The organism is Vulcanococcus sp. Clear-D1 (genome assembly GCF_014654725.1).
In the GTDB taxonomy this organism is placed as follows: Bacteria; Cyanobacteriota; Cyanobacteriia; order PCC-6307; family Cyanobiaceae; genus Vulcanococcus.
Window position 1 is genome coordinate 134,498 of record NZ_JACVZV010000018.1, and the last position, 23,194, is coordinate 157,691.

Genomic DNA, 23,194 nt, shown 5'->3' on the forward strand with positions numbered 1-23,194 from the left:
ATGGCTTCACCCCCCAGGCCTCCAGGGGCCGGCATTGAGGCGCCGCCGGCCGTCCTGGCCCACGCCACCCCCGAGCAACAGCTCACCCATGCCCTGGCCAGCTTTCAGGCTGAGGTGTCCCCCATTGCCGCCGCCGATCTGGCGGAGGTGATGCACTCAGCCCGCCCTGCCTTCCGCGGCGGGATCGGCTGGTCCGCCCGCCTGCGCGAGCAGCAAGGCCGCTCCAGGCTTCAAGTCACGGTGATGCACGTCGCCGGGGCCGAGCTCTACAGCGAGTCCTGGGCCGATGAGGCCAGTGATCTGGCCGAAACCACCGGTCTGATGTTGGCCATGCTGCTGGGCATTCCTGTGTCCACTCAGGCTCGGGCTGTAGAGCCCTGTGTAGATGCAGAGGAGCAGGCGACTGGAAAGTCTGACGTGAATCCTCTGCCACAGATTTGTCCCGATCAGCGAGCCGAGGATCCGTCTCCTGAGGGGCCAGTCCCCCTGGCTGATTCCAGGGATGACGGCGCTCCTGCAGACGCTGATCCAGCTCTGGCTCCCCTCACCCCTGAGGAGGTCAGTGAGGTTCACCGCCGTGTGCTCGATCTGCCCCAGGCCACGCGCCGGGAGCTGACCACTGCGTTCCGCGAGCACTTCCAGGTGCCGCGCAATGCCCGCTCCATCGGTGATCGCATCACCCAACGGCAGCACAGCGACTTCATCGCGCTCTTCCTCGAAGAAGCGCAGGTCCAGGTGCAGGCAGAAGCTCCTGCGGAGCCAGGACCATGAGCGAGAGCCATCGCCCACGGCCGCCACGCCGCTACGGCGAGCAGCCCCGCTCTCAGGCTGGTCGCCATTTCATCCAGACCCAGGTGCGCACCGATGTGTACCTGCGGATCCGCGAGGTGATGGAGCGCCACAACATCTCCGCCAGCGGAGCGGTGCATCACCTGCTGCGCGAGCGCTTTGGCCTGCCGCCCCTTCCTCCATTCGATCAACACCAGATTTCCACCTATTCATCCCATGGCTAAAGACATCTTCCGTACGCCCCTCGCCGAAGTGCGTTGGGCTCACCTGATCACCCCGAGGCAACAGCTCGACAAGAGCAAACCCAAGGCCTGGACTGCCGATCTCCTGCTCGCCAACAGCGACGAGAAGGCCCAGTCCTTCCTGCTGGCGATGGAGGACCAGTTCATCGCCCTGCACGGCAGCCGCAAGCGCCGCGCCGAAAAGGGCTTCCCCTGGAAGCCCGACAAGGAGAAGCCCAGCGAGATCACGGTGGTGCGCTTCAAGGTGCCGCAGTTTCAGCGGCGCGACGGCTCTCTGTCTGAGGGCCCCCGCATCGTCGATGCCAAAAAGCAGCCCTGGGATGGGGCCGCCATCGGCAACGGCTCCAAGGTGGTCGTCGCCTTCGACATCTACGACTGGGACGGGGAGAATGGCTGCGGCATGACCTTCCAGCCTCGGGCCGTTCAGGTCGTGGAGTTCGTGCCCTACGAGCAGGTCGATCCCACCGACGGGTTTGAGGAGGTCGAGGGCTACACCACAACCGGCGCTGCTGCCGGTGATTGGAGCGCCGGCGCTGCCGACGACGAGGAGCTGTTCTGATGCCACTCGATCGTCAGGACCACAACGCCGGGGCCTGGAGGGGCAGGCACCTTCAGCGGCCCGGTCCCCAGCTGCCTGCGTTCTGCCGCACCCGCCGGCCCACCGTCATGGTCACGGCCTCCAGCCTGGCCGGCCTTCGCCTGCTGGTGTTCCTGGTGCTCCTCTTTCAGCTGAGCACCCTGCTGCTGGTGCTCGCCGGGCCCGTTCCGCCGCGGCCGGTGGCCAGCACAAGCACCGTCTTCCGCCCCGTTGCCGGCATTGACGCCGGTGAGGTTCCCCCCGTCACACCGCTTTCAGACCGATGAACAACGCGACGACGTCATCCCATCCAGCTGCACCTGTTGCCTCGATGAATCACCCCGCTCTGGTCTCCCGCTCCTGGAACGGCACGCCGATCTCTCGGCGCACCAGCGATGGCTACGTGAATGCCACGGCCATGTGCAAGGCCAACGGCAAGCGGTGGAAGGACTACCGAGAGTCCGACCGGTGCCAGCTCTATCTAGACGCGCTGGAAAGCGTGGCCGGAATTTCCGTCCACGCCCTTGTTGAGTCCCGCTCAGGCGGTGCCGGTGGCGGTGGCACCTGGGTCCATCCCCAGGTCGCGGTCGATCTGGCCCGCTGGATCAGCGCGCCGTTCGCGGTGTGGATGGACAGCTGGTTCCTGGAGAGCGTCCAGCAGGCTCAACTGGCTCCTGTGGAAACACCACCACCCCGGCTCAGGGAGGCCGAGGTGATCGCCCTGGTGGAACGCAGCATCAGCCTGTTCGAGCGGCTCGGCGGCCTGGATCAACGCGACGAGCTCCTGTTCAAGGACATCGTGCGCAGCAACGTCCTGACCGCAAGCTCGGGGCTGCTGCCCGGTGCCCCGACTGACGAGGAGCTCACCCTGGGAGACGCCTGGCTGGAGGTGTTCCAGCAAGCGCTTCCGCGCAACCAGTTCTGCGCAGCCGGCCGGCTCGTGGCCAGGGCGTACCGCGAAGAGTTCGGCGAAGAGCCCCCCTGCCGCCAACAGTTTGTTGATGGGGCCCCGCGCCAGGTCAAGAGCTACCGCCGCTCCTGGTTGATCAACACCCTCAAGCGCTGCCGCGCCCAACTGGCCGGGGGCTGATGGACACGCCGACAACGTCATCCCACCAGCGGGTCTGGGTCACGACGGCAGAAGCCTGCGCTGCCCTGGGGATGAGCCGCGAAACCCTCCGCCAGCTGCGGCTGCGAGGGGTGCTCACCCCGGGCAAGCACTACCGCCGCTGGGGCTGCACCCAGGGACGGGGGCCACTGCAGTGGCACCTGGAGAACGTGGAGGCCACCATCACCGGCTGGAGCCGGCGCCACCTGTAGCTATCGAGGTCCGATCAGGGAACCAGTGGCTGGCTGATCTCCTTGATCAGAGCGGCATTGAGCTTGTTCTCGCAGCCCAGCCAGACGATGGGATGGATCGAGCCCCCCTCCGCCTTCGCTGCGGCTCGCTCGCAGACCTGCCGGCGGCTGGTGCGCCATTGCTCCAGAAGGGCTGAGCTGCCCAGCAGTCGCTGCAGCGTGACGTCGTTCTGATTCCGCTGGCGCCATAGGCAGGCCACGATTTCCTGGGTGTTGCCGTCGCAGTCGGGCTGAAAGGGAAATCGCCGCAGCTGCTGCACGGATTGGTTCAGGCTGTCGTCCGCAGCCTGGGCGGACCCTGGAATCAGCACTGCTGAGATCACCAACGGAGCGAGCAGCAGGAGGGGCACGGAGCCGGACACCATCGAACCAGGCATGGACCTGAGCAGGCATAGGACGCACCAGCCCGACGCTCTTGCGGAAGCTGCGGTTGCTGCGATTATTTCGATTACGATTCGCGTGGCCTTCCCCTCCTCCTGTCCATGGCCGTCGCTCTCCCCGGCTCCATTGAGCCCGTGATCCCAACGGCTGAGGCGGCTGAGGCCGCAGGGGCGAGCTTGCGCGATCTCGCTGGCTTCCGTGCCAGCCATGGCCTACGTCAAGCCAGCCTCTCCCTCGATCTGGAGGGTGGCCAGCGCGCATCCGTTCCCATCCCGGCCGCGGTGCTGGAGTTGCTGCAGGGAATCCTGGTGCAGATGGCCCAGGGCAATGCCGTCACGCTGGTGCCGGTGCACGCCGAGCTGACCACCCAGCAGGCCGCTGATCTGCTGAACGTCTCGCGGCCCTTCCTGATCGAGCGCCTGACGCAAGGGGAGATCCCTTTCCGCAAGGTCGGCACCCATCGGCGCATCCGCCTAGCCGACTTGATGGCCTACAAGCACGCCATCGATCAGCAGCGTGCCGCGGCCCTCGATGAGTTGGCTGCCCAGGCCCAGGAGCTGGGGATGGGCTACTGAGGTGAATCGCTTCACCGTCGTCTACGACGCTTGCGTTCTCTATCCGGCTCCACTCCGCGATCTGCTGATGCGCCTGGCGCTCACGGATCTCTACCGGGCCCGCTGGAGCAACCAGATTCACGACGAGTGGATCAACGCTGTGCTGCGTAACCGGCCCGATCTCTCCAGAGCGCAGCTGGAGCGCACCCGCTCGCTGATGAATGCCCACGTGCGTGATGCGCTGGTGGATGGCCATCAGCCCCTGATTCCAGCCCTGGAATTACCAGATCCGGATGACCGCCATGTTCTGGCTGCCGCCATCAAGTGCGGAGCCGATCTGATCATCACCTTCAACCTGAATGACTTCCCGGATCACGCCCTGGCGAGCTATGGCCTTGGCGCCTGCCATCCCGATTCGTTTCTGGTGGATCAACTGAACCTGGATGCCGAACGGGTCTGCACGGCGATGCGGCAGCACCGGGCCAGTCTGAAGAACCCACCCAAGACAGTCGAGGAGTACCTGGTAACCCTGGAGGAACAAGGGTTGAGCAGGTTCTCGGAGGCCGTGCGGCACTACGCCGCTGAGCTCTGAACGCGAAGCCCCTGGCCCAGCCGTTGTTCCGCCTTGGCGAAGGCGTCATCCACCACGTCATCCCCGCACCAGCGGCTGTAGGCCGCCAGGTGGGTCTGGACGCTGTGCCCCATTGCCGCGGCCACCACCTTGGGTGGCAGGTCGCAGATCACGTGGGCCCGGTGCGCGTAGCCGTGCCGGCAGGAGTAGGGCACGAGCTTCTCGCCCTTGGCTTCGTACTCCTGCCGGAGTTTGTTCCAGAGGGTGCGTCGGTGCAGGTACTGCCTGATGTCGTTGCCGCAAAAGCCAGCACGCATCGGGGGGAGATCGTCAGGGCAGAACTGCTCGGCTAGCTTCCAGTCGACTGCCCAGTCATCGCAAGGCAGCAGCCGCAGGGCGCGAGGTTTGGTCTTACCGCGGGAGGCAACCTTTTCATAGGTGCACCACAGGCGCCCATCGCGTAACTGCAGGTGCTGGAGCTCCTCGGGGCGCAATCCATAGGCGGCCATCAGTTGGAAGGCCAGTCGCCAACGCGGGTCGGGCAAAGCCCGCACCAACGCCAGGATGTGGTCCACTTCCAGGGGGGTGGTGACCGCTTTCGCAGAGCGTGACCGCCCCACAAAGGGGCTCAGGTCGGTTGGTGGCTCCCAGCTGGCTGCCGGGAGCTGGCCCTGGGCCACCGCCCAGCGGAGCAGGGCCGAGGTGGCCTGCATCTGAATCTGCCGGGTCCGCCCACCGGGCTTGTCCGCCCAGTGCAGGGTGAGCCGATCCAGCAGCTGAGTGGCGCTTCGGGGTGGCTGACGGGTGGCGAAGGCTTCCAGAACCAGCTTCATGTGGTGCCGATGCACCCTGGTCCAGGTGGAGTCCTTGATTTCGCCGCTGCGGATTTTGTACTCGCGATAACGTTGAATCAGGGCATTCCAGTCTGTCTGCTGTTCAAGATTGGACCTTTGGGTGGCAGTGGATCCGTCATCTGATTCTTCTGTTGAAGTGAACGTGATCTTCTTTGCTGCCAGTTCGGGCTCTATTCCGCTGCTGAAATCGTCGTAGATCCTGCAAACGGCATCGCCAATCTTCTTGGCGTGGTCGAAGTGCCAGGGGATCGGAAGTTGTATCTGACGCCGCTTGCCGCCGCCCGCTTTGGCTGTGATGTTCAGCCGGGTGAGCCCTCGGTGCTCCGCCAGCGACCATCCCCTTGGACATCCCTTGCGGGACAAGGCGTGAGCCGCCTCCACGCGGATGGCGATCTCCCAGGGGGCTGCCTCAGACATGTGAGAAGGTCTGTGAGAAGGTCGCCCCTACAGCCTGGCACGGCCTGTCAGGTGTGGTCAGCCGCTGGCGGCCCTAAAGCCAGTGCCAGACTGGCTTTAGGAGGGATTTCTCAGGCCTGGACTAGAAGCGGGTGACCGGGCTCGAACCGGCGACGTTCAGCTTGGGAAGCTTCTTGGCTAGTTGAGCAAACTGCCCGTGCTGCAGTGAGTCTCGTATTCCTTCAGGCTTGGATGTGAGAAGGTCTGTGAGAAGCTTCTGGCCTTCTCCCCTGCTGTGAGAGGGCGCAGGTTGGAGCCGGCGGAGGCAGGGCAAAGGGGCGCGGGCTGCTCTGCGAAGGACGTTCTCTTTATGCGAACCCAGCATTCCTTTGCCCAAGGCAATCCTTCGCCAAGTCCGCGAGGTAGAAGCAGGATCTGAAAGTTGAATCCAGCGTGGTCGAAAGATCGAAGGCATGGAATAACAAGCGTCGCGGCCCCTGTGGTTTCAGCAGTGCGTCCGGTCGGCGACGGCCGTCCTTCAGCGTGCCACGGCTGCACCGTGGCGTGCATCGGCCAGCCGCCTCCGCCCTCCGCTCCGGGGCCGGTGCGGGGGTGGCGGGCAGGGCCGCTCTCCCGCGGCTGCGGTGGCCGGGCGTTTGCCCGCGTTGATGGGGCTGGAATGAGGTCCTAAGCCCCCTCGCGCGGCTGCGCGGCCAGCTGGGCATTCAGTGCTGAATTTGGCGGACTTGCTTATCAGCCTCCAAGCTCGTCCCAGTATGGTCTCGCTTTGCGTAGATCCACTGCGCCGCAGCCTTTTTGGTCCCCTTGCAGTGCGTTTGTACTGGTAGAATAAAGGCTGCGCCAAAGGCCACGAGCCCATCGCCTGCGGCAATGAAATCTTCGGGCAACTTGCCCTGTTCGTTTGCTCTGTAGCCCATGAGCTTGTTCTCTGCTGCAGTGGCCCAGGCCGCTGCATTGCCGCTTCCCGGTCTCCTGCCGTCGCCGGTGCTGGCGCATCGCTCGGTTGTCATTGTCGCTGCCGGTGGCCGTGATCTCGTCTGGCCTCAAGAGCGCATCGCCTCCGCCCTGCTCCAGCGCAGCGGTGGTCGCGCCGTCCATCTGCTGGTGCATGGCGGTGCCCGTGGTGCCGATCAGGCCATCGGGCGTGCCGCCCATCAGCTCGGTTGGCGGGTCCAGGCCCTTGCCGCCGAGTGGCGCCGCTATGGCCGCTCCGCCGGCCCCATCCGCAATCGGCGTCTGCTGGAGCGGGCGCTGGTGGAGGCCCAGGCCCGCACCTCCCCAGCGTTCAGCGCCTCGGTGCTGGTGATCGCCTTCCCCGGTGGTGCGGGCACGGCCTCGCTGGTGCAGCAGGCCCGGCGCTGCTCAGTCCGTTCGCCGGTGCCGGTGGTGGTGATGGAAGTGCCGCCGCCGTTCTCGCCGGAGCCCTTCGCCGCCTGATCGGCATACGCCCCGCATCTTTCTCGTTCCCACCCTCATCCACGTCCTTATGTCTGTTCTCACCACCACCGCTCCTCTCCCTCCGGCCCTCCCCCAAGCAGCAGGCCCCGCCTGCTCGCTGCAGCGCGCCGGTTCCCTCTGGCAGCTGGGCATCGAGGCCCAGGAGCTCACCACTGCCATCGGCCAGCTGGCCCAGCAGCTGGAAGCCGACGACGAAGACGCCCGGTCCCAGGCGCTCGCCGAGCTGGAGGCCGCCCTGCTGGCCGAGGAGGGCAACAAGCAGGCCCTCGCAGCCAAGGCCGATGCCACTTGCTGGGTGATCGAGCACCTGCGCGGCCAGGCCACTTACCGCCAGCAGCAGGCCAAGCGACTCACCGAGCTGTCGCGTTCCGATGGCAGTCGGGCCGATGCCTTGGAGGAATCGCTGGTGCTGGTGCTCACTCGGCTGCAGCCCTCCGCCACCCGCTTCTCGTTCCCCAATCACGAGCTGCGCAGCACCCGCTCCACCGCCGTCGCCATCGAGAACGAGGCGCTCCTCGACCCCGAATGGCTCACGGTCAAGACCACCTTCCAGGCCGATAAGACCGCCATCAAGGCAGCGCTGAAGGCCGGCGAGCAGATCACCGGTGCCCAGCTCCTCTCCCGTCGCTCCTGGCGCATCTGCTGACGGCCACAGGCCGCCCGCAAGTGGGGTTCCGGTGCTGCAGCCGGGGCCCTCTCCTCCTCACACCATTGCTTCCATCGCCATGACCGTCGCCGCTCCTTCTGCCAACGGGGCCAGCACCACCAGCCGCCCCGCTCCTCCTCGACCAAGCCAGAGGCCGCCATCGGCCCTGGAGCTGATCCGCTCAACTGACCGCGCCGAGGCGCTCCCTCCAGCCGCGCCGGAAGCCACGTCGGCCGCCGTCCCGGTTCATCCCCCTGGCTTCTCCCCCGAGCAGCTCGCCGCCCTCTCCGCCCCGCTCGATCGGGCCAACGTCCGTCAGCGCGAGCAGGGACGCAGCCGCGTGAGCTATCTCGAGGGTTGGCAGGTGATCGCGGAAGCCAACCGCATCTTTGGCTTCGATGGCTGGCAGCGTCAGACCATCGCCGTCCGTTGCGTCGCCCAAGCCGAACGCATGATCGGCCGGGATCAGAAGCCCGGTTGGGGCGTCACCTACACCGCCCGCGTGCGCGTCACCGTTACCGCCGGAAGCCTGACGCCCCTGGTTCGGGAGGGCAGCGGCGCCGGCCACGGCATCGATGTGGACCTGGGCCAGGCCCATGAATCCGCCCTCAAGGAGGCCGAAACCGACGCCATGAAGCGGGCACTGATGACCTTTGGGAACCCGTTTGGCCTCGCCTTGTACGACAAGGCGCAGAGGCAGGTCAGCAGCGCAGCAGGTCAGGGAGAGGGAGCGCAGCGGCCAGGTGGGCAGCAGCCTTACGTGAGCCGGGCGGCGGCTGGCGCTCCCTCCCCCACCACTGCATCCCCGGCCCTGGTCGATCCCGGCCAGCAGGCCCTCGATGCCGACACGATCCAGCGCCTCCACAGCAGCCTGCGGGCCCTGCCCCGCCCTCGGCTGGAGAGCCTCACCCGGGCCTTCCGCAAGCGGTTCCAGGTGCCCGAGGAGGCGGTGACGATCGCCGATCGGATCAATCAGAAGTGCCACCACGACTGGATTGAGGCCTTCCTTGTGTCGCACCGAGATGTGCGCCAAGTCGAGCAGCAGTAGTGACCGGAAGCGCATGGATGGCCCCGTCACAGCTCCACCTGGAGTGGGGCCTCATCGCATCACCTGACCACCGTGAGCTCAGCGAATGCAGATCAAGGACTCGATCGAAAGCTGGGAGAGTTGCTCAGCTACGTGATGCTGGACTTCCTCACTCTGTTGACTCAGCGGCAGCACCTCCAGGCATGGACTCCCACAAGTCAGGTTGATCTCCTGGCCCTTCATCAACGGCAGAACCCTGGGATCCTCAAAGTTGGCGCTGGTGGCAAAGACCAGATGCCTGTCGTGGTCTGCATCAAAGACGTACCCCACGACGTACAACGTCCCGTCAGGACCGGTCGCGCTGGTCACCACCTCGTGGAGAAAAGCTCGGGTTGGTTGCACCGCCATCGCTGGTTGTCCTCTTCAAGCGAGGGGGCTGGTGCTGCACCACAGCCGCACCCTTGGGGATGCCGAGCGGTGCGCCGCGTCTTCACTCGATCGCTGTCCACAGAGCGAGGGGCGGAAGGAAATGGACTGGTCGGGCGGCGTGGAAGGCCCGGAATCACTAGCCATGGGCTGACTGCAGAGTCATGAACAAGGGCCCGCATGGGTAGAAGCAGAGGGCTCCAACTCCCCCCGGCCTTTCTCGTTCCGAAAGGCCGGCCCCGCGGACATCAAGGTCTAACACCGGGTTTTGGAGCCCAACACCACGGGTAGCGTCCAGCGCCTTTACGTCTTGCCACATTTGGTGGTCAGCCCTAGGATCGCCCCCTGGTGATCTGGCTCCGAGAGCTTCGCGGTTGGGCATCCCGAGAACCGCCACAACCTGCAGCCAAACCTGAAATTGAGAGCCCCTGCGCGGCAACGGTTCTCACTCGTTCTCAATAAGGGCTTGTGCCAGTCGAAAAACAGGCTGCCCGCATCGCCTTGCGCCTCGCTCAGGCCTGGGCGGACCCCGGCGTGACTCCGTTGCCCGGCCCCTTGCTAGTACGCTTGTACTTCTATGGAGTCGCTGATGGCGCTTCATCGTCCCCGCCCGATAGGGCCAGCCGATCGGATCGATCTCCCTACTGAGGAGTGGCCGTTCCTCGACCAGGAGGTGCTGGAGCAGGCACGGAGCCACAAGGTCTGCATGACTTGCCACTGGTTCCAGCACCAAGCGGGCGTGAACTGCATCCCGCTGCTCACCTGCCAGCTGCACCAGGGCTTGATCGCCCACGGGGAGCACCTCACCAGCTGCTGCCAAGGTTGGACCGACGACATGGCCCGCCAGGCGGGCAGGGCTCCGGACGTGGCTTGATCTGCCATGGACGACGAGGACACCGAAACCCGGCTGGGCCGGCTGGCCTGCATCGGTCCATCAGACGAGGTGCGTCAGGCAGGCGGCGGTCATGGTGGGCAGGCCACGGGGCTGGCGATCACGCCACCCGGCCTGCCCCGGCTTGCGCACCGCGCAAGGGCTGACGCGAGTCGCTTCGCTTCGCTGCGCGACCCTTGCGCGCCGCTGGCGGCGCCGGGGCTGAACGGCGGTGTCGTTCGCCAGCCCAGCCATGGCCGCCACTCCCCTGGTCCGCGCCTGCCCGATCCGCATCATCTCGGTGCACCTGCTCGATGCCGCCGGCCAGCTGCTGCGGGTGCTGTTCCTCGATCGCGAGGGGCACATCAGCGCCCTGCCGCACTACGTGCCCAGGGCCGAGGCCCTGATCCTGGCCTCCAATCAGCAGCGGGTGCTTGGGCCCCAGGCCAGGGTGCACGTGCTCTGAGGCGCCAGCGCCTCTCCCGGCTGGCACTGCCGGCCGGGATTTACCGAAACCCTGTCGGTTGGTTCCGTCTGGCGATCGGGATGGGTATAAACCGGGGGTCCCTCCCAGCCGATGCTCAACTACACCGCCGACTCCCATTGTGGCAACGGCCCCACCAGCGTCTGGGGCATCAGAGGGGGGTGCGCACGGGAAACCAGAGGTTGGTGAGCATGCCAATCCCTGATTTTAATGAGTATGGATTGCTAGATGATGGAATTTACGCGTGCACGATGAGAGAAGTGGAGGCGGCACTGGTATGGAATGAGCAACGCCGCAGGCTGACAGAGTCGCTGCAGGCTTTTATCAGAGACGAACTCCTGGATCGTTTCACGGCAATTCCGCCACTTGTGCTCGATGGCAGCTATGTCACTTCAGAAGAGAGCCCAGCAAATATCAACCTCGTGATTGAGTTGCAGGGCTTGCCAAGCGATCAGCAGTGGGAGGGGCAAATGCTGTACTTGCGCAATGTCGAACTCTTTGGTGCTTACAAGATTGACATGCGCCCCAGTCTAGAGAAGCTTGATCAGGACTTTGTGAGTTACTTCCGGTCTTGCGATCCAAGAAAAGCACTTGAAAAAGAGCTTGATTGCAAGATCAAGAAAGGGCTGCTGAGGTTGATGTTATGAGCGGCTGGATCGACATCGTCGAGGGCAAGGCCCGTATCATTCACCGCGAGCTCCTGGCAGCTCGGGAGCTGGCAGTGCGGCTTGGCAAGGATCCTGAGCTGATCAGCGCGCCGTATTTCGAGCTGCTCGCCAGGCTCTATCGGGACGAGTTCCCCTACGCATCACTGGCAGATCACGCCGATCTGGTCGCTCGATTTACGGGGCCAGGTGTGATGACCCACGAACCCCCCATTTCCCTTGTCACCGGTGCATTCTCGAAGCTGCGTACGCAGATTCAGAAGATCGCCAAATCGATCGCTGGTCTCAGCGAAGAGAAGCGTGTTCGCTGGCCGGCAGACCTGGATCCGTATCTCTCAGGGCTGGCCTATGGAAGCCTGGTCGTGGGAATGCGGGTCCCGAGGCCAGATGATGTTGGCGCTCAAGGTCAGCTGGTACTTGAGGGCGTGACCGATGGCCTCTATGAAGCCGTCCGTGAAGCAGTGTGCAGCCTTCCTCTGATTCCTCGGCTCATCAAGGATGAAGCCGTCAGTGAGGATGTTTATTCCCTGTTCCCGGACCCAGCTGTTCGTGACACCGTAATGGTGGCGGCCCAGAAGCTTGCACCCACCCCCAGGAGCAAGGCCATCACCGAGCTGTTCCTCAGTTGTCCGGGGGAAAGCAAGGTGGCGCCCGCGGCGCTCACCCGAGAGAGCGGCAAGATCCTGCAGCGATCCTTGGATCAGGCATCAGGACAGCGCTTCCGGGGAACTGATGCCTTCGAGGGGGTGGTGCGGGAGATCGACCTGGACGCCCTGCGCTTCGAGATCCGAGGAGCCCGGTATCAGCGCGGTATCCGCTGCATCTACGACGATCGGCACAAGGGGCAGGCGCGCGAGATCCTCGACTGCTCCGTCCGGGTCAGAGGTAGCTACGAGGCTGCGGCCGATGAACAGCCCAGGCTTGTGGCGGTGGAATCCATTGAGATCCTCAAGAGACCAGCGGAGCAGATGGACCTGTTGGGGCAGTGAGTCCTTCTCAGATGCTTGCCACTCTTTGAAGCTCAACTCAGCCCCACGTACACCGGCTGGAACCACTGCATCCACCGGCTCTGACGATTCTCGCCATACAGCATGGTGTGCCAATGGCCGCGGCGCTAGTGGGGCCTGCGGGAGTGCAGTCCAGCCGGAAGTCTTTGCTGATCAACACCAAACACTTGGTCCACCCATCTCTAACCCGATGGGTCCGGTCATCAACACGTGTCGGCTATTCCAATGAATTCCACCAAGCAATGGGCCGCTTGTCCTATCCAGTCACAGATCCAGGCCACTGTGAGAACCATGGACTTGCCGGATGTTTATGCAGGATTCGCATACTTGTTGCGCAGCGTGTTGCGGTTCACCTGCCTGCAGCGCAGGGGGATGACCAAGCCCTGTTGAAGGGTCAGGATGGGGCTCGACCCCCTCGAGCACCCTGGCTCGCCAGGGCCGTGCCGCCCACCCCATGAGCCCTCCCACCATCTACGAGCTCTGCCGGCCCCGGGCCGACGTGCTGGAAGGGCGCATCCGCGATGAAGACTTCGCTGCCGACCTGAGCCAGGTGCTGAAGGGCACGGCACCGGAGCTCTACAAGAACCCGGCCCTGTTCTTCGCGAACACCCACCCCACCAGGGGCCTGCGCGAGCTGTTCCTGGCAGTGGTGGACCGGCTCACCAGCGCCGGCAGCCAGCTGGGCAGCATCCTGCGGCTCGACACCAGCTACGGCGGCGGCAAGACGCACGCCTTGATCGGCCTGAACCACATCCTGACGGCCGCCGATCAGATCCCCAACCTGGCTGAGTTCATCGACCCAGCCCGGCTGCCAAGTCAGAAGGTCACCGTCGCGGCCTTCGACGGCGAGAACGCCGACCCGATGAACGGCCGGCGCATGGAGGGCAATGTGCTGGCCTTCACTCCCTGGGGGGAGCTGGCGGTGCAGCTGGCTGGCCCAGCGGGCTACGAGCGCATCCGCAATAGCGACCGGCTTGGAGCAGCTCCTCCTGGGGCGGAAACCCTGCGGGAGCTGATTGGCGAGCGGCCGGTGCTGATCCTGATCGATGAGCTCTCGATCTATCTGCGCAAGATCAAGGGCCCCGCTGCCGGTCAGGCGGCTGAGCAGCTCACTCCCTTCCTCACCGATCTGATCAAGGCGGTGAACTCCTCCCCCCAGGCGGTGCTGGTGTTCACCCTGGCCCTGGGCAAGGGCGGGCAGTCGGTGGACGCCTATGGAGAGGAAAACCAGCGAATCGATCGGATTTTTGCCGAACTGCAGTCGGTTACGGGCCGGCAGATCACGGCCCTCACGCCCACCAGCGAAGACGAAACGGTGCAGGTGCTGACCCGGCGTCTGTTCGAGTCGATCGACCGCAGCCGGGTGGAGGAGGTGGTGCAGTCCTACCAGGAGATCTGGAGCCGCACCGCCGAGGCCCTGCCGCCGGTGGGGCAAAGCGATGACCGGGCTGCCAATTTGCGCAAGGGGTATCCGCTCCATCCGGAGCTGATCGACACCCTCATGCAGAAGACCTCCACCCTGGAAAACTTCCAGCGGGTGCGGGGCATGCTGCGGCTGCTGGCGCAGACCGTTGGGCAGCTCTGGCGCGAGCAGCCACGGGGCGTCACGTCCGTCCATCTCCACCATGTGGATCCGGGCAACGAGCGGATTCGGCTGGAGCTTTCCACCAAGCTGGGGCTGCAAGCCTTCATTCCGGCGATCCGGGCGGATGTGTCCACCACACCGGAAGAAGGAGGCAAGGCCCTAGCCCAGAGGCTGGATGCCCAGGAATTCACAGGGATGGAGCCCTATGGCTCCATGGCAGCTCGCACGGTGCTGTTCCACTCCCTGGCCTTCAACGAACCGCTGAAGGGCCTCAGCCGCCTGGAGCTGAACTACAGCCTCTATGCCCCGGCTGTGGATCCGGCCTTTGTGGACAAGGCGGTGCGCCTCTTGCAGGAGGAGTCGGAGTATCTCGACGACAGCGGCACCAGCAAGCTGCGCTTCCTTACCGACGCCAACCTCAACCAGATGGTGAGGAAGCGGGAGGGGCAGTTCGATCTGGAGAGTGTGCGTGAGGAACTTAACCGTCGTATTGGCACGATCTTCGCCAAGCAACGGCTGGAGCCTGTGTTGTTCCCGTCCAGCCCGGCTGACATCCCCGACGACACGGATGGCCCTTACCTGGCGGTGATCCACTGGGAAGGCCACACCGTGGAGCAGGCGAACATCCACCTGCCGGAGCTGGTGGTGCGGCTGTTCAAGGAGAAGGGCGACAACGCCAATGTGCGCCTGAACCGGAACAACCTCGTGTTCGTCTGCGCCGATGCCCTGCAGGTGGACGACATGCTTCGCAAGGCCCGCACCTACCTGGCGCTGCAGCAGATGCAGCAGGGCGATCTATTCGCGAGCTTGCAGTCACACCAGCAGGATCAGGTCAAGGAGCGCTACGGCCAGGCGCAGCAGGGCTTCGCCCTGGCGGTGCAGCAGTGCTACCGGCACGTGTTCTATCCCGAGCGGGGTCAGTGGCCCGAGGTGCCCCTCACCCATGCCGCCATCACGGTCACCAGCGCCAGCAGTGAGCCGGGGGTGGGTCAGAAGCAGGTGGAGCGGGTGCTGCGGGAAGCCCGAGAGCTGGTGTTGGCGGAAGATGCGCCGCCGGCCCCGAACTACATGGCCGACAAGACACCGCTCAAGCGGCTGGGAGTGATGAGCACGCGGGATCTGCGCAACGAGTACTACCGCGATCCGGCCCTGCCGATCCTGCTTGGGGATGAGGTGCTCAAGAAGTGCCTGCGCATGGGACTGGATCAGGGCTTGTTTGTCTACAAGGAGGGCGATCGCCTCGAAGGCCAGGGCCTGCCGCCGGGAACGCTCTCCATCAGTGAGGACGGCAAGATCTACACGATGGAGAAGGCGCTGGAGTTGAGCGTCTGGCCGCCGAAGACCTCAGCTCCATCCGGTGAGGGTGGTGTGGATCAGCCAACCGTGTTTGGTGGTGAAGGTGGAACAACTCCGGTGGCTGGAGGAGGAGAGACGGGCACCGCTGTTCAGGTGGGATTTGGCTCCACCAGCCCCGGCAGTGGTGGCGGAGCGGGCGTTGCACCACCCCCAGGCCCTGGGGTGATCGAGCGGACCGACAACGTGAAGACAGCCCTCACCCAGCTGGCCCAGCAGGTGAGCAGCTCGGGCAAGGCGATCAAAAACCTCACCTGGCGCATGAACAGTGGCGACGGCTTCCTGCCGATGGCCCTGCTCAAGGCCGAGCCTGGCGCCACGGTGCGGGTCGAGATGATGGAGGGGGGCTGGAGCAGCGGCGACGGCAGCGCCGAATGGAGCTTCGACTTCAACGGCACGCCCGAGGAAGCCAGCCATCTGCGGGGCTTCATCGAGGGCCAGTGGCGGAGAGGCGGCGAAAAGTCGCTCGACATCACCTATCAGCTCCGCTACGAGCCACCCTTGCGCTGGGATGACGGCGGCGAGGGCTGGATCTCTCGCCTCACCCGGGCTGGCCTCAGCGCTCAGACCGCCACGATCCGGCTGGAGTTGACCGCTATTGGCGAGGAACAGCCATGACCCAGGCCATTGCTTCTGGCCGGCCGGCCTACGAACTGCGCAGCAAGCAGCGCGGCCCCAGCGATCTGCAGCTGGAGGTGTGGCAGGTGCCCAGCACCGCGACCCCCGAGCTGAAGGAGCCCCGCCGGGTGGCGGGCCTGGGCGGCCACAAGCTGCTTTTGGTGGAGGGTGCAGTACTGCGGCGCCTCAAGGCCGAGCAGGTGAGCCTCGGCAAGCTCAAAAAGGGCGAGGCTCGACGGGATGCCCTCTCGGAGGATCTGGCCCTGGCGATGGGGCTGCTGTTCAAGCTGCTGGCCCCGATGCGCAACGTGGCGGGGATCGAAAACTGCGCCCGTGGCATCGATGCCATGGCCCGTGAGGAGGCGGCCTACTGGCTGGGCATGGCCATGCACCGCAAGAACCCTCGGCGGGTGCTGGCGGCGCTGCGCCTGTTGCTGAGCGCAAGCTGATGACACTGCAAGCAATGAATAGCGCTGCTCCCTTACTAATTGATGCTGCGGCCAACGCAACTGATGCTATTAATCCGCAAGCGACCCCATTAGACCTCAAGGCCTACATCCCTTTGTTCTCATTCTTGGGGGCTGCGGCTGGCGGCATCATTGCAGCCCTCGCACAGACTCGGATCGCCAGGCTTAATGCGGATAACTCCAATACGTCTCGGCTTGCGGTCCGCAAAGAGGAAGTCATTTCGGAGGGAGTATTGGAGCTAATTAGGCTTGACCCATACAAGAAGCAGGATGGCGAGGCAAATCAGCTTGCATTGCGGGCCGCAAACTCAATCAAACTCTTTCTCGACAAAGAAGAAATAGCAGACAGAAAACTTGAGGGGGCGGTTGAACACCTGATCCACATTTATGCATGCGTGGTCAGCCCCAGCATGGACGAAGAACTTGTTGACAGGCTGATGATCCTGAAGAATCCAGACGTTGATGCCGAAAGCATGACAAGTCGACGGCTCGAGGAATTACTGGAGCTATTGCAGCAAGCTCGCTTAGAAGTTCTCTGGGCAGCAAGATCGTTAATCGCACAGGACAGGCTCAAGCTACGAGATCAGCTCTCAAGGAATTAATTCTCATGAAAGATACTGCCAAACGCCTGATCGAAGAGTGGCTGCCGATTGCCGACATCGGCATCGAGAGCGTGCGCGAACGGACCCCGATGACGCCTTTCCCGGCGCCCAACCGGCTGCATGTGTGGTGGGCACGACGGCCGCTGGTGGCCTCGCGGGCAGCTGTACTGGCCTCGCTGCTGCCGGCTGATGCCGATCGAGACATTTTCCGGCATGTGTTGGGGATTCAAGGGGATCCTGTCGCGGCAAAGAGGCGTATCGCCAAGGCGACCCGTGAAGGAGTCCGGCTTGGAGCTGATGCCTACGGCTACAGCCGAGCCTTCAGCTATTCACCAAGTGAAAGAGAACATATCTGGTTACGGGAAGAGATGCAAAAGCTGGGTATTCATCAGCCAACTGTGTTGGATCCAACAGCAGGTGGAGGTGCCATCCCCTTTGAAGCTCTGCGCCTTCGTTGCAGCACCTTCGCCAACGACATCAACCCAGTAGCGGTCTTGGTGGAGAAAGCCACCTTTGAGTGGCCGACGAAGTTTGGGCCTGGCCTGGTTGACGAGGTCAAGCGCCTGGGCAATCAGTTGGCCAGCCGAGTGAGGGAGAGGCTGGCCTGGACTTTCCCCCCAGAATCTGAAGCCGATTGCAGGCCTGACGGTTACCTCTGGGCCCGCACTATTCACTGCCCATACTGTGCGGGCAAGGTGCCTCTGTCGCCGAACTGGAAGCTGGCACCCGATGGCACTGGCGTAAAGGTGGTACCGCACCTAGGCGATGGCTCTGGTGACATCAGCCGTTATTGCAGCTTCGAGATCGTTGGCAGCATCCGCGAGCAGAGCGACGGCACCGTAAAGGGTGGTGATGCTACCTGCCCCTATCCCGACTGTGGCCGGGTGATTGATAGCGACCAGGTGAAGAAGCAAGCTCAGGCGGGCGGCATGGGCGAACAGCTCTTTGCGGTGGTCTACAAGCGCCGGCTACCTACCGAGTACACCAAGACCGGCAAGCCTAAAAAGGACAAGTGGGAGCGCGGCTACCGCCCCCCTAATCCAGTGGACGATAACAGCGCGGCGATCGAAGCCGCCATTGCGGAAAAGCTGCCGGAGTGGGAGGCGCTGGACCTGGTGCCGAATGAGAAGTTCCCTGAGGTCTGCAATGACGACCGCCCCATTCAGTACGGGATGCCGTTGTGGCGCGATCTGTTCTCGCCCCGGCAGCTGCTCTGTCATGGCACCAGCGTGGAGATCTTCCGCGAGTTGGTGAATGAGCAGATGGCAACGCCTGGTGGGTTGAGCGACGGCGGCCGTGCTGCTTTGGCGTATGTCGCATTGGCACTGGATAAGTTGCGCGACTACAACTCACGAATGACAAGGTGGATAAGCAATCGCGAGGTAATGGCAAACACCTTTGATAGGCATGACTTCGCCTTTAAGTGGTCTTACACAGAGATGGCATCAATGCTGGAGGGGCGTGGGTTCGACTGGGCTTTCTCCTTGGTTGTGAAGTGCATAGATGAGCTGATCGACCTGATCGGTGCTGGCAGTGCTCGTTTGGCTGATGCAGGGCCTTTGTTCGCGACCCCAGCTGCGACATCCACATCCGCACCAGTCCCATTACACATTTCCTGCGGCTCCGGCGACACCCTTGCACACATCTCCTCCGCCAGCGTGGATGCTGTTGTGATGGATCCGCCCTACTACGACAACGTGATGTACGCGGAGCTGAGCGATTTCTTCTATGTCTGGCTCAAGCGCACAGCTGGCCTGCTGTACCCAGAACTTTTCATGGCGCCGCTCACTGACAAGGAGAACGAGGCCGTCGCCAACCCTGCGCTGCACAAGGGTAAGAAGGGCGCCAAGGCTCTGGCTGGTCTCGACTATCAGCAGAAGATGGCCGAGATCTTCGCCGAGTGCCGTCGCGTCCTCAAGGACGACGGCGTGATGACGTTGATGTTCACCCACAAGGCCACCGGGGCATGGGATGCACTCACCAAGGGGTTGATCGATGCCGGCTTCGCCATCACGGCGTCCTGGCCCATCAACACCGAGGCGGAAGGATCACTTCACATCAAGGACAAGTCGGCCGCCAACAGCACGATTTTCCTGGTCTGCAGACCGCGCCCTGAGCAAAAGCCGGAAGACGGCGTGCAGTACTGGGAAGACCTCGAACCTCGGGTGAAGGCCGCTGTGCGCCAGCGCATCGAGCAGTTTCAGGCCGGCGGCATTCGCGGGGTTGATCTCTACCTTTCCTGTTTCGGGCCTGCCTTGGAGGAGTTCTCCCTTCACTGGCCGATCAAACGTGGTCAGCCCAAACCGATCGAAGAGAAAACAAGGAAGCGCGGTCGTGCTCAGCTCACCCTGGAGGAGCTTCTGGGAGAGGACGATCCCTACTCGGTCAGCCCTGAAGATGCTCTTGATGCAGCCCGACGCGAGGTGAAGGCATGGCGCATGGAAAAACTCACCTCTGGATCCCGCCGCGCCCAGCTAGATCCCCTCACGGAATGGTTTGTGCTCGCATGGGATGCCTTTGAGGCCCCTCAGTTCCCCTTCGATGAAGCCCTGCGCCTGGCTCGTGTTGTGGGTCTTGACCTCGACAAGGATGTTGTTGGCGTGCTGGCCGAGAAGAAGGCCAGTGATCTGATCCTCTGGGACAGCTCGACTCGCGCCACCAAGGGCAAGCTCGGCTCACCCGATGGAACGCGCTCCTGGATCGATGCCATTCACCACTGCGCCCACCGCGCCCGGAGCATTGACCTCAACTCTGCCAAGCAACTGCTCGACGACAATGGTCTGGCCAACAGCGCCGACTTCCTCACTGCCATGGAAGCCGTACTGGAAGTGCTGCCCCTCTCGGCCCGCTACACCGGCTTCGATCCGGTGAAGGCCGCTGCTCCAGCTGCGTCCGACTTCGAGGCCCTGGAGAACCTGCGTCGTCTGGCGCTCGCTGAGCAGGTGCCGGCACCCAAGCAGCTGGAGTTGGTGCTGGCGGACCTGGCTGAGGCATAAGCAGCCATGGCCGGCCTCGCCGATCACGCCTGGAAGGGGCGCTTCAGCAGCTCGATCGAGAGCCTGTTGGACGGGTTCTACAGGCCGGCCCTGATGGATGCCACCCGCTACTGGCGCATCACCGGCTACTTCACCAGCCGCTCTCTTCTCCAGGTACTCGAAGGCGTGGAGCACCTAGTGGCGGCCTCAGCCGATGGGATCGGGCATGGACAGATGCGCCTGATCACAGGCGTTTTCCTCAGCGAGGCAGACATCACCGCTCTGGCGGCTGGAGCCCCCGGTGAGACCGTTCTCGCCGATCACCTCTCGAAACACTTCCCCTTCAAGGGAGTCGAGCCCGGAGGCCAGGGTGCTGCAGCCCTAGGGGCCGAGCTCCTGGCCTGGCTTGTGGATCGTGGGCACCTGGAGATCCGCGTGGGGCTGCCCCTCATCGACGGGCTGATCGTCAACGACGGCGCGATCTTCCATGCCAAGGAAGGCGTGATCGAAGACAACCACGGGCAACGATTGGGCTTCAGCGGCAGCGTCAACGAAACGCCCAACGGCTGGACCAGCAACTTCGAAACCATCCAGACCTTCTGCTCCTGGAAGCCTGGTGGTGCCGAGGCCATTGATGATCTGGAGGCTGGCTTCCTACGGCTCTGGGAAAACCAAGACTCCGGCGCCCGCACCTTCACCCTGCCCGAGGCAATCCGCCAGCAATTGGCCATCTTCCAACCAACGGAAGGGGTGCCCCGTCGCCTCAAACCTTTCCTGAACGATCTGCCCGCGCCGGAGCCAGAGCCCGTCGTTGAGAGCGTCCCCGACATCGATGAACGGCGCCGCATCGTGTGGAGCTACGTGCTTCAGGCTGCCACCAGCGATCTGCCCGGGGCCGAACGGGTTGGTGAAGGCACCAGTGCCGTCACTCCCTGGCCACATCAACAGCGGGCCTTCCAGCGTCTCTGGCAGCAGTGGCCGCCCAGACTGCTGATCGCCGACGAGGTGGGCCTCGGCAAAACGGTGCAGGCCGGCCTGCTGCTGCGCCAAGCCTGGTTAAGCGGGCGTGCCCGCCGCATGTTGGTGATGGCACCCGCGTCGGTGCTCAAGCAGTGGCAGCGGGAACTGCGTGAGAAGTTCGGCCTCGACTGGCCCATCTACAGCGGCAAGTCGCTCGACTGGCAGCCCACCCGCTTCCGTCCGGCTGGGCTCTCCCAACCAGTGGACCGGAGCAGCTGGACCGCAGAGCCTTATGTGCTGGTCTCCAGCCACCTGATGAGGCGGCGCGATCGCCACAAGGATCTGCTGGAAGCCGAGCCTTACGACCTGGTGGTGCTCGATGAAGCCCACCACGCCCGCACCCGTCGAGAGAACAGCAGCAGCGGCGGTGAGCGCCTCCGCCCCAACACCCTGATGCAGCTCATGCAGCAGCTGCGCCAACGCACCAACGGTCTGCTGCTGCTCACCGCCACGCCCATGCAGGTGAGTGAGCTGGAGGTGTGGGACCTGCTCGCCCTGCTGGGCATGCCCCCCGAGTGGACCGAAGACGCCTTCGAGCGGTTCTTCGAGTGGGTGGAGAAGGAGAACCCGGATGAGGCCACCCTGTCGTACCTGGCCGGACTGTGGCGCAGCAGCGTGTCGGCCTTTGGCGAGGCACCGGGCAATGCCCTGCCGGAAGACCTGCGCAAGTCGCCACTGCGCAAACGCAAGGCCCTGCGGGCCCTCAACGACACCGATCCCCTCTCCCGCCGCAATCTCAGCATCGAGATCCGCCAGGCCTCCCTCGCACTAGCCAAACGTTGGACCCCGGTGCAGGGGCTGATCTCCCGCCACAGCCGCAACCTGCTGCGGGCCTACAAGCAGCAGGGATCGATGGATCTGGCCATCGGCACCCGCCATGTGGATGACCGCTTCCTGGAGAGCACGCCGCAGGAGCGGGCGCTGTACGACGCCGTGGAGGACTTCATCTCCACCCAGTACGCCCAGGCCTCTGGCCAGAAGAAATCGGCGGTGGGCTTCGTGATGACGATCTACCGCCGCCGCCTCGCCAGCAGCGTGGCCGCCCTGGTCTCCACACTGGAGAAACGACTAGCCGGCCAGCAGCAGCAGCTGGAGGAAGACGCTGCAGCCGCAGAAGACGACGACATCAGTGGAGAGCAAACCTTCGATCTGGAGGGCATGCAGATCGCCTTCCAGGAAGCCTCGCTCCAGGGTGAACTCGATGCCATCGGTGTGCTGCTCGATCAGGCCAGGCCTCTGGTAGGCCACGACAGCAAGGGGGCCGAGTTCCTCAAGGCCATCGAGGAGCTGCAGGCCCAGGGCTACAAGCAGGTGATCGTCTTCTCCCAGTACAGCGACACCGTCGATGCCCTCAAGGAGCTGCTGATCGGCGCAGGGCGCACCAGCCTGATGGCTTTCACCGGACGCGGCGGCGAGATCCTGCAGAGGGGTGGGGTCTGGAAGGCCCTGAACCGCGAGGCCACCAAACGGGGCTTCAAGGAAGGCAAGGCCGAGATCCTGCTCTGCACCGATGCGGCAGCCGAAGGCCTGAACTTCCAGTTCTGCGGTGCCCTGATCAACTACGACATGCCCTGGAACCCGATGCGGGTGGAGCAGCGCATTGGCCGCATCGACCGCATCGGCCAGACCCACGAGCAGATGCAGATCATCAACCTGCACCTCGATGGCACGGTGGAGGCTGATGTGTACCGGGCGCTGAAGGGTCGGATCGCGATGTTCGAGCAGGTGGTAGGCAAGCTGCAGCCGATTCTGGCCAAGGCATCAAGCTCCATCTCCCAGGCCACACTCGTCAGCCGTGATCAGCGGGAGAAGGCACGGGCATCTGCTGTGGCGGCTGTCGAACAGGAGCCCGAGATCAAGGGTCTGGACCTTGATGACGTCCTCCAGGACCTCGATGCCATCCGTGATGTGGTGAACACCCTGCAGCCCTCACCACTCACCTTGGCTGATCTGGAAGCCATCCTCAGACAACCGGCGTTGCTGCCACCCGGCTGCAGTGCCCGCTCAATTGGCGCCTACGACTTCGCCTGGACCCAGCCCGGTCTCGACAAGGAAATGCGCGTCACCTGCAACGCCTCCTACTTCGATGACAACAGCGATAGCTGTGAGCTGTGGGTGCCGGGAAGTCCGTTGTTCCCCATGGAACCAATACAGGACTTAGGCACTTCCAATTCCGCATGTATTTCAAGGCAGCAGTTCGATATAGCATTGAAATGACAAGCTATGTCAACACATTTCAAGAATTT

At 63.9% G+C, this 23,194-nt stretch carries 23 protein-coding genes; 20 read left to right on the top strand and 3 right to left on the bottom strand.

All coding sequences use genetic code 11. The annotated features are described in order from the left end of the window. The 6 genes from H9532_RS07525 to H9532_RS07550 are packed head-to-tail and all read left to right on the top strand — an operon-like array spanning position 1 to position 2,928. Positions 1–771: a hypothetical protein gene (locus tag H9532_RS07525; RefSeq protein ID WP_296367090.1), complete on the top strand. Its 771-nt coding sequence runs from the start codon at positions 1–3 to the stop codon at positions 769–771. Continuing rightward, complete coding sequence (locus H9532_RS07530) at positions 768–1,013, top strand: hypothetical protein (protein WP_296367092.1); 246 nt, start codon at positions 768–770, stop codon at positions 1,011–1,013. The genes H9532_RS07525 and H9532_RS07530 overlap by 4 nt, the downstream gene beginning before the upstream one ends. After that, positions 1,006–1,590: a hypothetical protein gene (locus H9532_RS07535; protein ID WP_296367094.1), complete on the top strand. Its 585-nt coding sequence runs from the start codon at positions 1,006–1,008 to the stop codon at positions 1,588–1,590. Before H9532_RS07530 ends, H9532_RS07535 begins: the two co-directional genes overlap by 8 nt. Then, positions 1,590–1,895, top strand: a complete 306-nt coding sequence (locus tag H9532_RS07540) for a hypothetical protein (RefSeq protein WP_296367096.1) — start codon at positions 1,590–1,592, stop codon at positions 1,893–1,895. The genes H9532_RS07535 and H9532_RS07540 overlap by 1 nt, the downstream gene beginning before the upstream one ends. Further along, on the top strand, positions 1,892–2,698 hold the full coding sequence (locus H9532_RS07545; protein ID WP_296367098.1) for a KilA-N domain-containing protein: 807 nt from the start codon (positions 1,892–1,894) through the stop codon (positions 2,696–2,698). The genes H9532_RS07540 and H9532_RS07545 overlap by 4 nt, the downstream gene beginning before the upstream one ends. Then, positions 2,698–2,928 (top strand): helix-turn-helix domain-containing protein, encoded by a 231-nt coding sequence (locus H9532_RS07550; protein WP_296367100.1) that lies wholly within the window; start codon positions 2,698–2,700, stop codon positions 2,926–2,928. Before H9532_RS07545 ends, H9532_RS07550 begins: the two co-directional genes overlap by 1 nt. Before the next feature lie 14 nt (positions 2,929–2,942). Here H9532_RS07550 and H9532_RS07555 read toward each other — a convergent pair whose 3' ends face one another. Then, positions 2,943–3,332, bottom strand: coding sequence for a lysozyme inhibitor LprI family protein (locus H9532_RS07555; protein ID WP_296367102.1), 390 nt, complete (start codon positions 3,330–3,332; stop codon positions 2,943–2,945). 117 nt (positions 3,333–3,449) lie between these two features. Between H9532_RS07555 and H9532_RS07560 the strand changes: the two genes are divergently transcribed. Further along, on the top strand, positions 3,450–3,923 hold the full coding sequence (locus H9532_RS07560; protein WP_296367104.1) for a helix-turn-helix domain-containing protein: 474 nt from the start codon (positions 3,450–3,452) through the stop codon (positions 3,921–3,923). Position 3,924: 1 nt separating this feature from the next. After that, a complete protein-coding gene (locus H9532_RS07565) occupies positions 3,925–4,494 on the top strand; it encodes a PIN domain-containing protein (RefSeq protein WP_296367107.1) in 570 nt (189 codons plus the stop codon). On the opposite strand, the gene H9532_RS07570 is transcribed toward H9532_RS07565, so the two are convergent. Beyond that, entirely contained in the window at positions 4,476–5,744 is a 1,269-nt protein-coding gene (locus H9532_RS07570) for a hypothetical protein (RefSeq protein ID WP_296367108.1), read from the bottom strand. The two genes, H9532_RS07565 and H9532_RS07570, sit on opposite strands and share 19 nt — an antisense overlap. 915 nt (positions 5,745–6,659) lie before the next feature. On the opposite strand from H9532_RS07570, the gene H9532_RS07575 reads away from it, so the two are divergent. The 3 genes from H9532_RS07575 to H9532_RS07585 all read left to right on the top strand — a co-directional run bounded on the left by H9532_RS07575 (position 6,660) and on the right by H9532_RS07585 (position 8,896). Then, positions 6,660–7,181: an SLOG family protein gene (locus tag H9532_RS07575; protein WP_296366994.1), complete on the top strand. Its 522-nt coding sequence runs from the start codon at positions 6,660–6,662 to the stop codon at positions 7,179–7,181. 49 nt (positions 7,182–7,230) lie between these two features. Further along, positions 7,231–7,848, top strand: coding sequence for a siphovirus Gp157 family protein (locus tag H9532_RS07580; RefSeq protein WP_296366996.1), 618 nt, complete (start codon positions 7,231–7,233; stop codon positions 7,846–7,848). 79 nt (positions 7,849–7,927) lie between these two features. Continuing rightward, a complete protein-coding gene (locus H9532_RS07585; protein ID WP_296366998.1) occupies positions 7,928–8,896 on the top strand; it encodes an RAD52 family DNA repair protein in 969 nt (322 codons plus the stop codon). A 78-nt stretch (positions 8,897–8,974) separates the two neighbouring features. Here H9532_RS07585 and H9532_RS07590 read toward each other — a convergent pair whose 3' ends face one another. Beyond that, the gene (locus H9532_RS07590) at positions 8,975–9,283 is read right to left on the bottom strand and encodes a hypothetical protein (RefSeq protein ID WP_296367000.1); all 309 of its coding nucleotides are present in this window, start codon (positions 9,281–9,283) and stop codon (positions 8,975–8,977) included. A 607-nt stretch (positions 9,284–9,890) separates the two neighbouring features. Between H9532_RS07590 and H9532_RS07595 the strand changes: the two genes are divergently transcribed. The 9 genes from H9532_RS07595 to H9532_RS07635 all read left to right on the top strand — a co-directional run bounded on the left by H9532_RS07595 (position 9,891) and on the right by H9532_RS07635 (position 23,165). Beyond that, a complete protein-coding gene (locus H9532_RS07595) occupies positions 9,891–10,175 on the top strand; it encodes a galactose oxidase (protein WP_296367002.1) in 285 nt (94 codons plus the stop codon). Positions 10,176–10,404: 229 nt separating this feature from the next. Beyond that, a complete protein-coding gene (locus H9532_RS07600) occupies positions 10,405–10,638 on the top strand; it encodes a hypothetical protein (protein WP_296367005.1) in 234 nt (77 codons plus the stop codon). Between the two features lie 209 nt (positions 10,639–10,847). Continuing rightward, a complete protein-coding gene (locus tag H9532_RS07605; protein WP_296367006.1) occupies positions 10,848–11,303 on the top strand; it encodes a hypothetical protein in 456 nt (151 codons plus the stop codon). Then, the gene (locus H9532_RS07610; protein WP_296367007.1) at positions 11,300–12,310 is read left to right on the top strand and encodes a hypothetical protein; all 1,011 of its coding nucleotides are present in this window, start codon (positions 11,300–11,302) and stop codon (positions 12,308–12,310) included. The genes H9532_RS07605 and H9532_RS07610 overlap by 4 nt, the downstream gene beginning before the upstream one ends. Before the next feature lie 472 nt (positions 12,311–12,782). After that, positions 12,783–15,884: a DUF499 domain-containing protein gene (locus H9532_RS07615; protein ID WP_296367009.1), complete on the top strand. Its 3,102-nt coding sequence runs from the start codon at positions 12,783–12,785 to the stop codon at positions 15,882–15,884. Beyond that, positions 15,881–16,333: a hypothetical protein gene (locus H9532_RS07620; RefSeq protein WP_296367011.1), complete on the top strand. Its 453-nt coding sequence runs from the start codon at positions 15,881–15,883 to the stop codon at positions 16,331–16,333. The genes H9532_RS07615 and H9532_RS07620 overlap by 4 nt, the downstream gene beginning before the upstream one ends. Continuing rightward, positions 16,333–16,953, top strand: coding sequence for a hypothetical protein (locus tag H9532_RS07625; protein ID WP_296367013.1), 621 nt, complete (start codon positions 16,333–16,335; stop codon positions 16,951–16,953). Before H9532_RS07620 ends, H9532_RS07625 begins: the two co-directional genes overlap by 1 nt. Positions 16,954–16,958: 5 nt before the next feature. Beyond that, positions 16,959–19,949: a DUF1156 domain-containing protein gene (locus H9532_RS07630; protein ID WP_296367015.1), complete on the top strand. Its 2,991-nt coding sequence runs from the start codon at positions 16,959–16,961 to the stop codon at positions 19,947–19,949. Positions 19,950–19,955: 6 nt separating this feature from the next. Beyond that, entirely contained in the window at positions 19,956–23,165 is a 3,210-nt protein-coding gene (locus tag H9532_RS07635; RefSeq protein ID WP_296367016.1) for a helicase-related protein, read from the top strand. Positions 23,166–23,194: the final 29 nt, after the last annotated feature.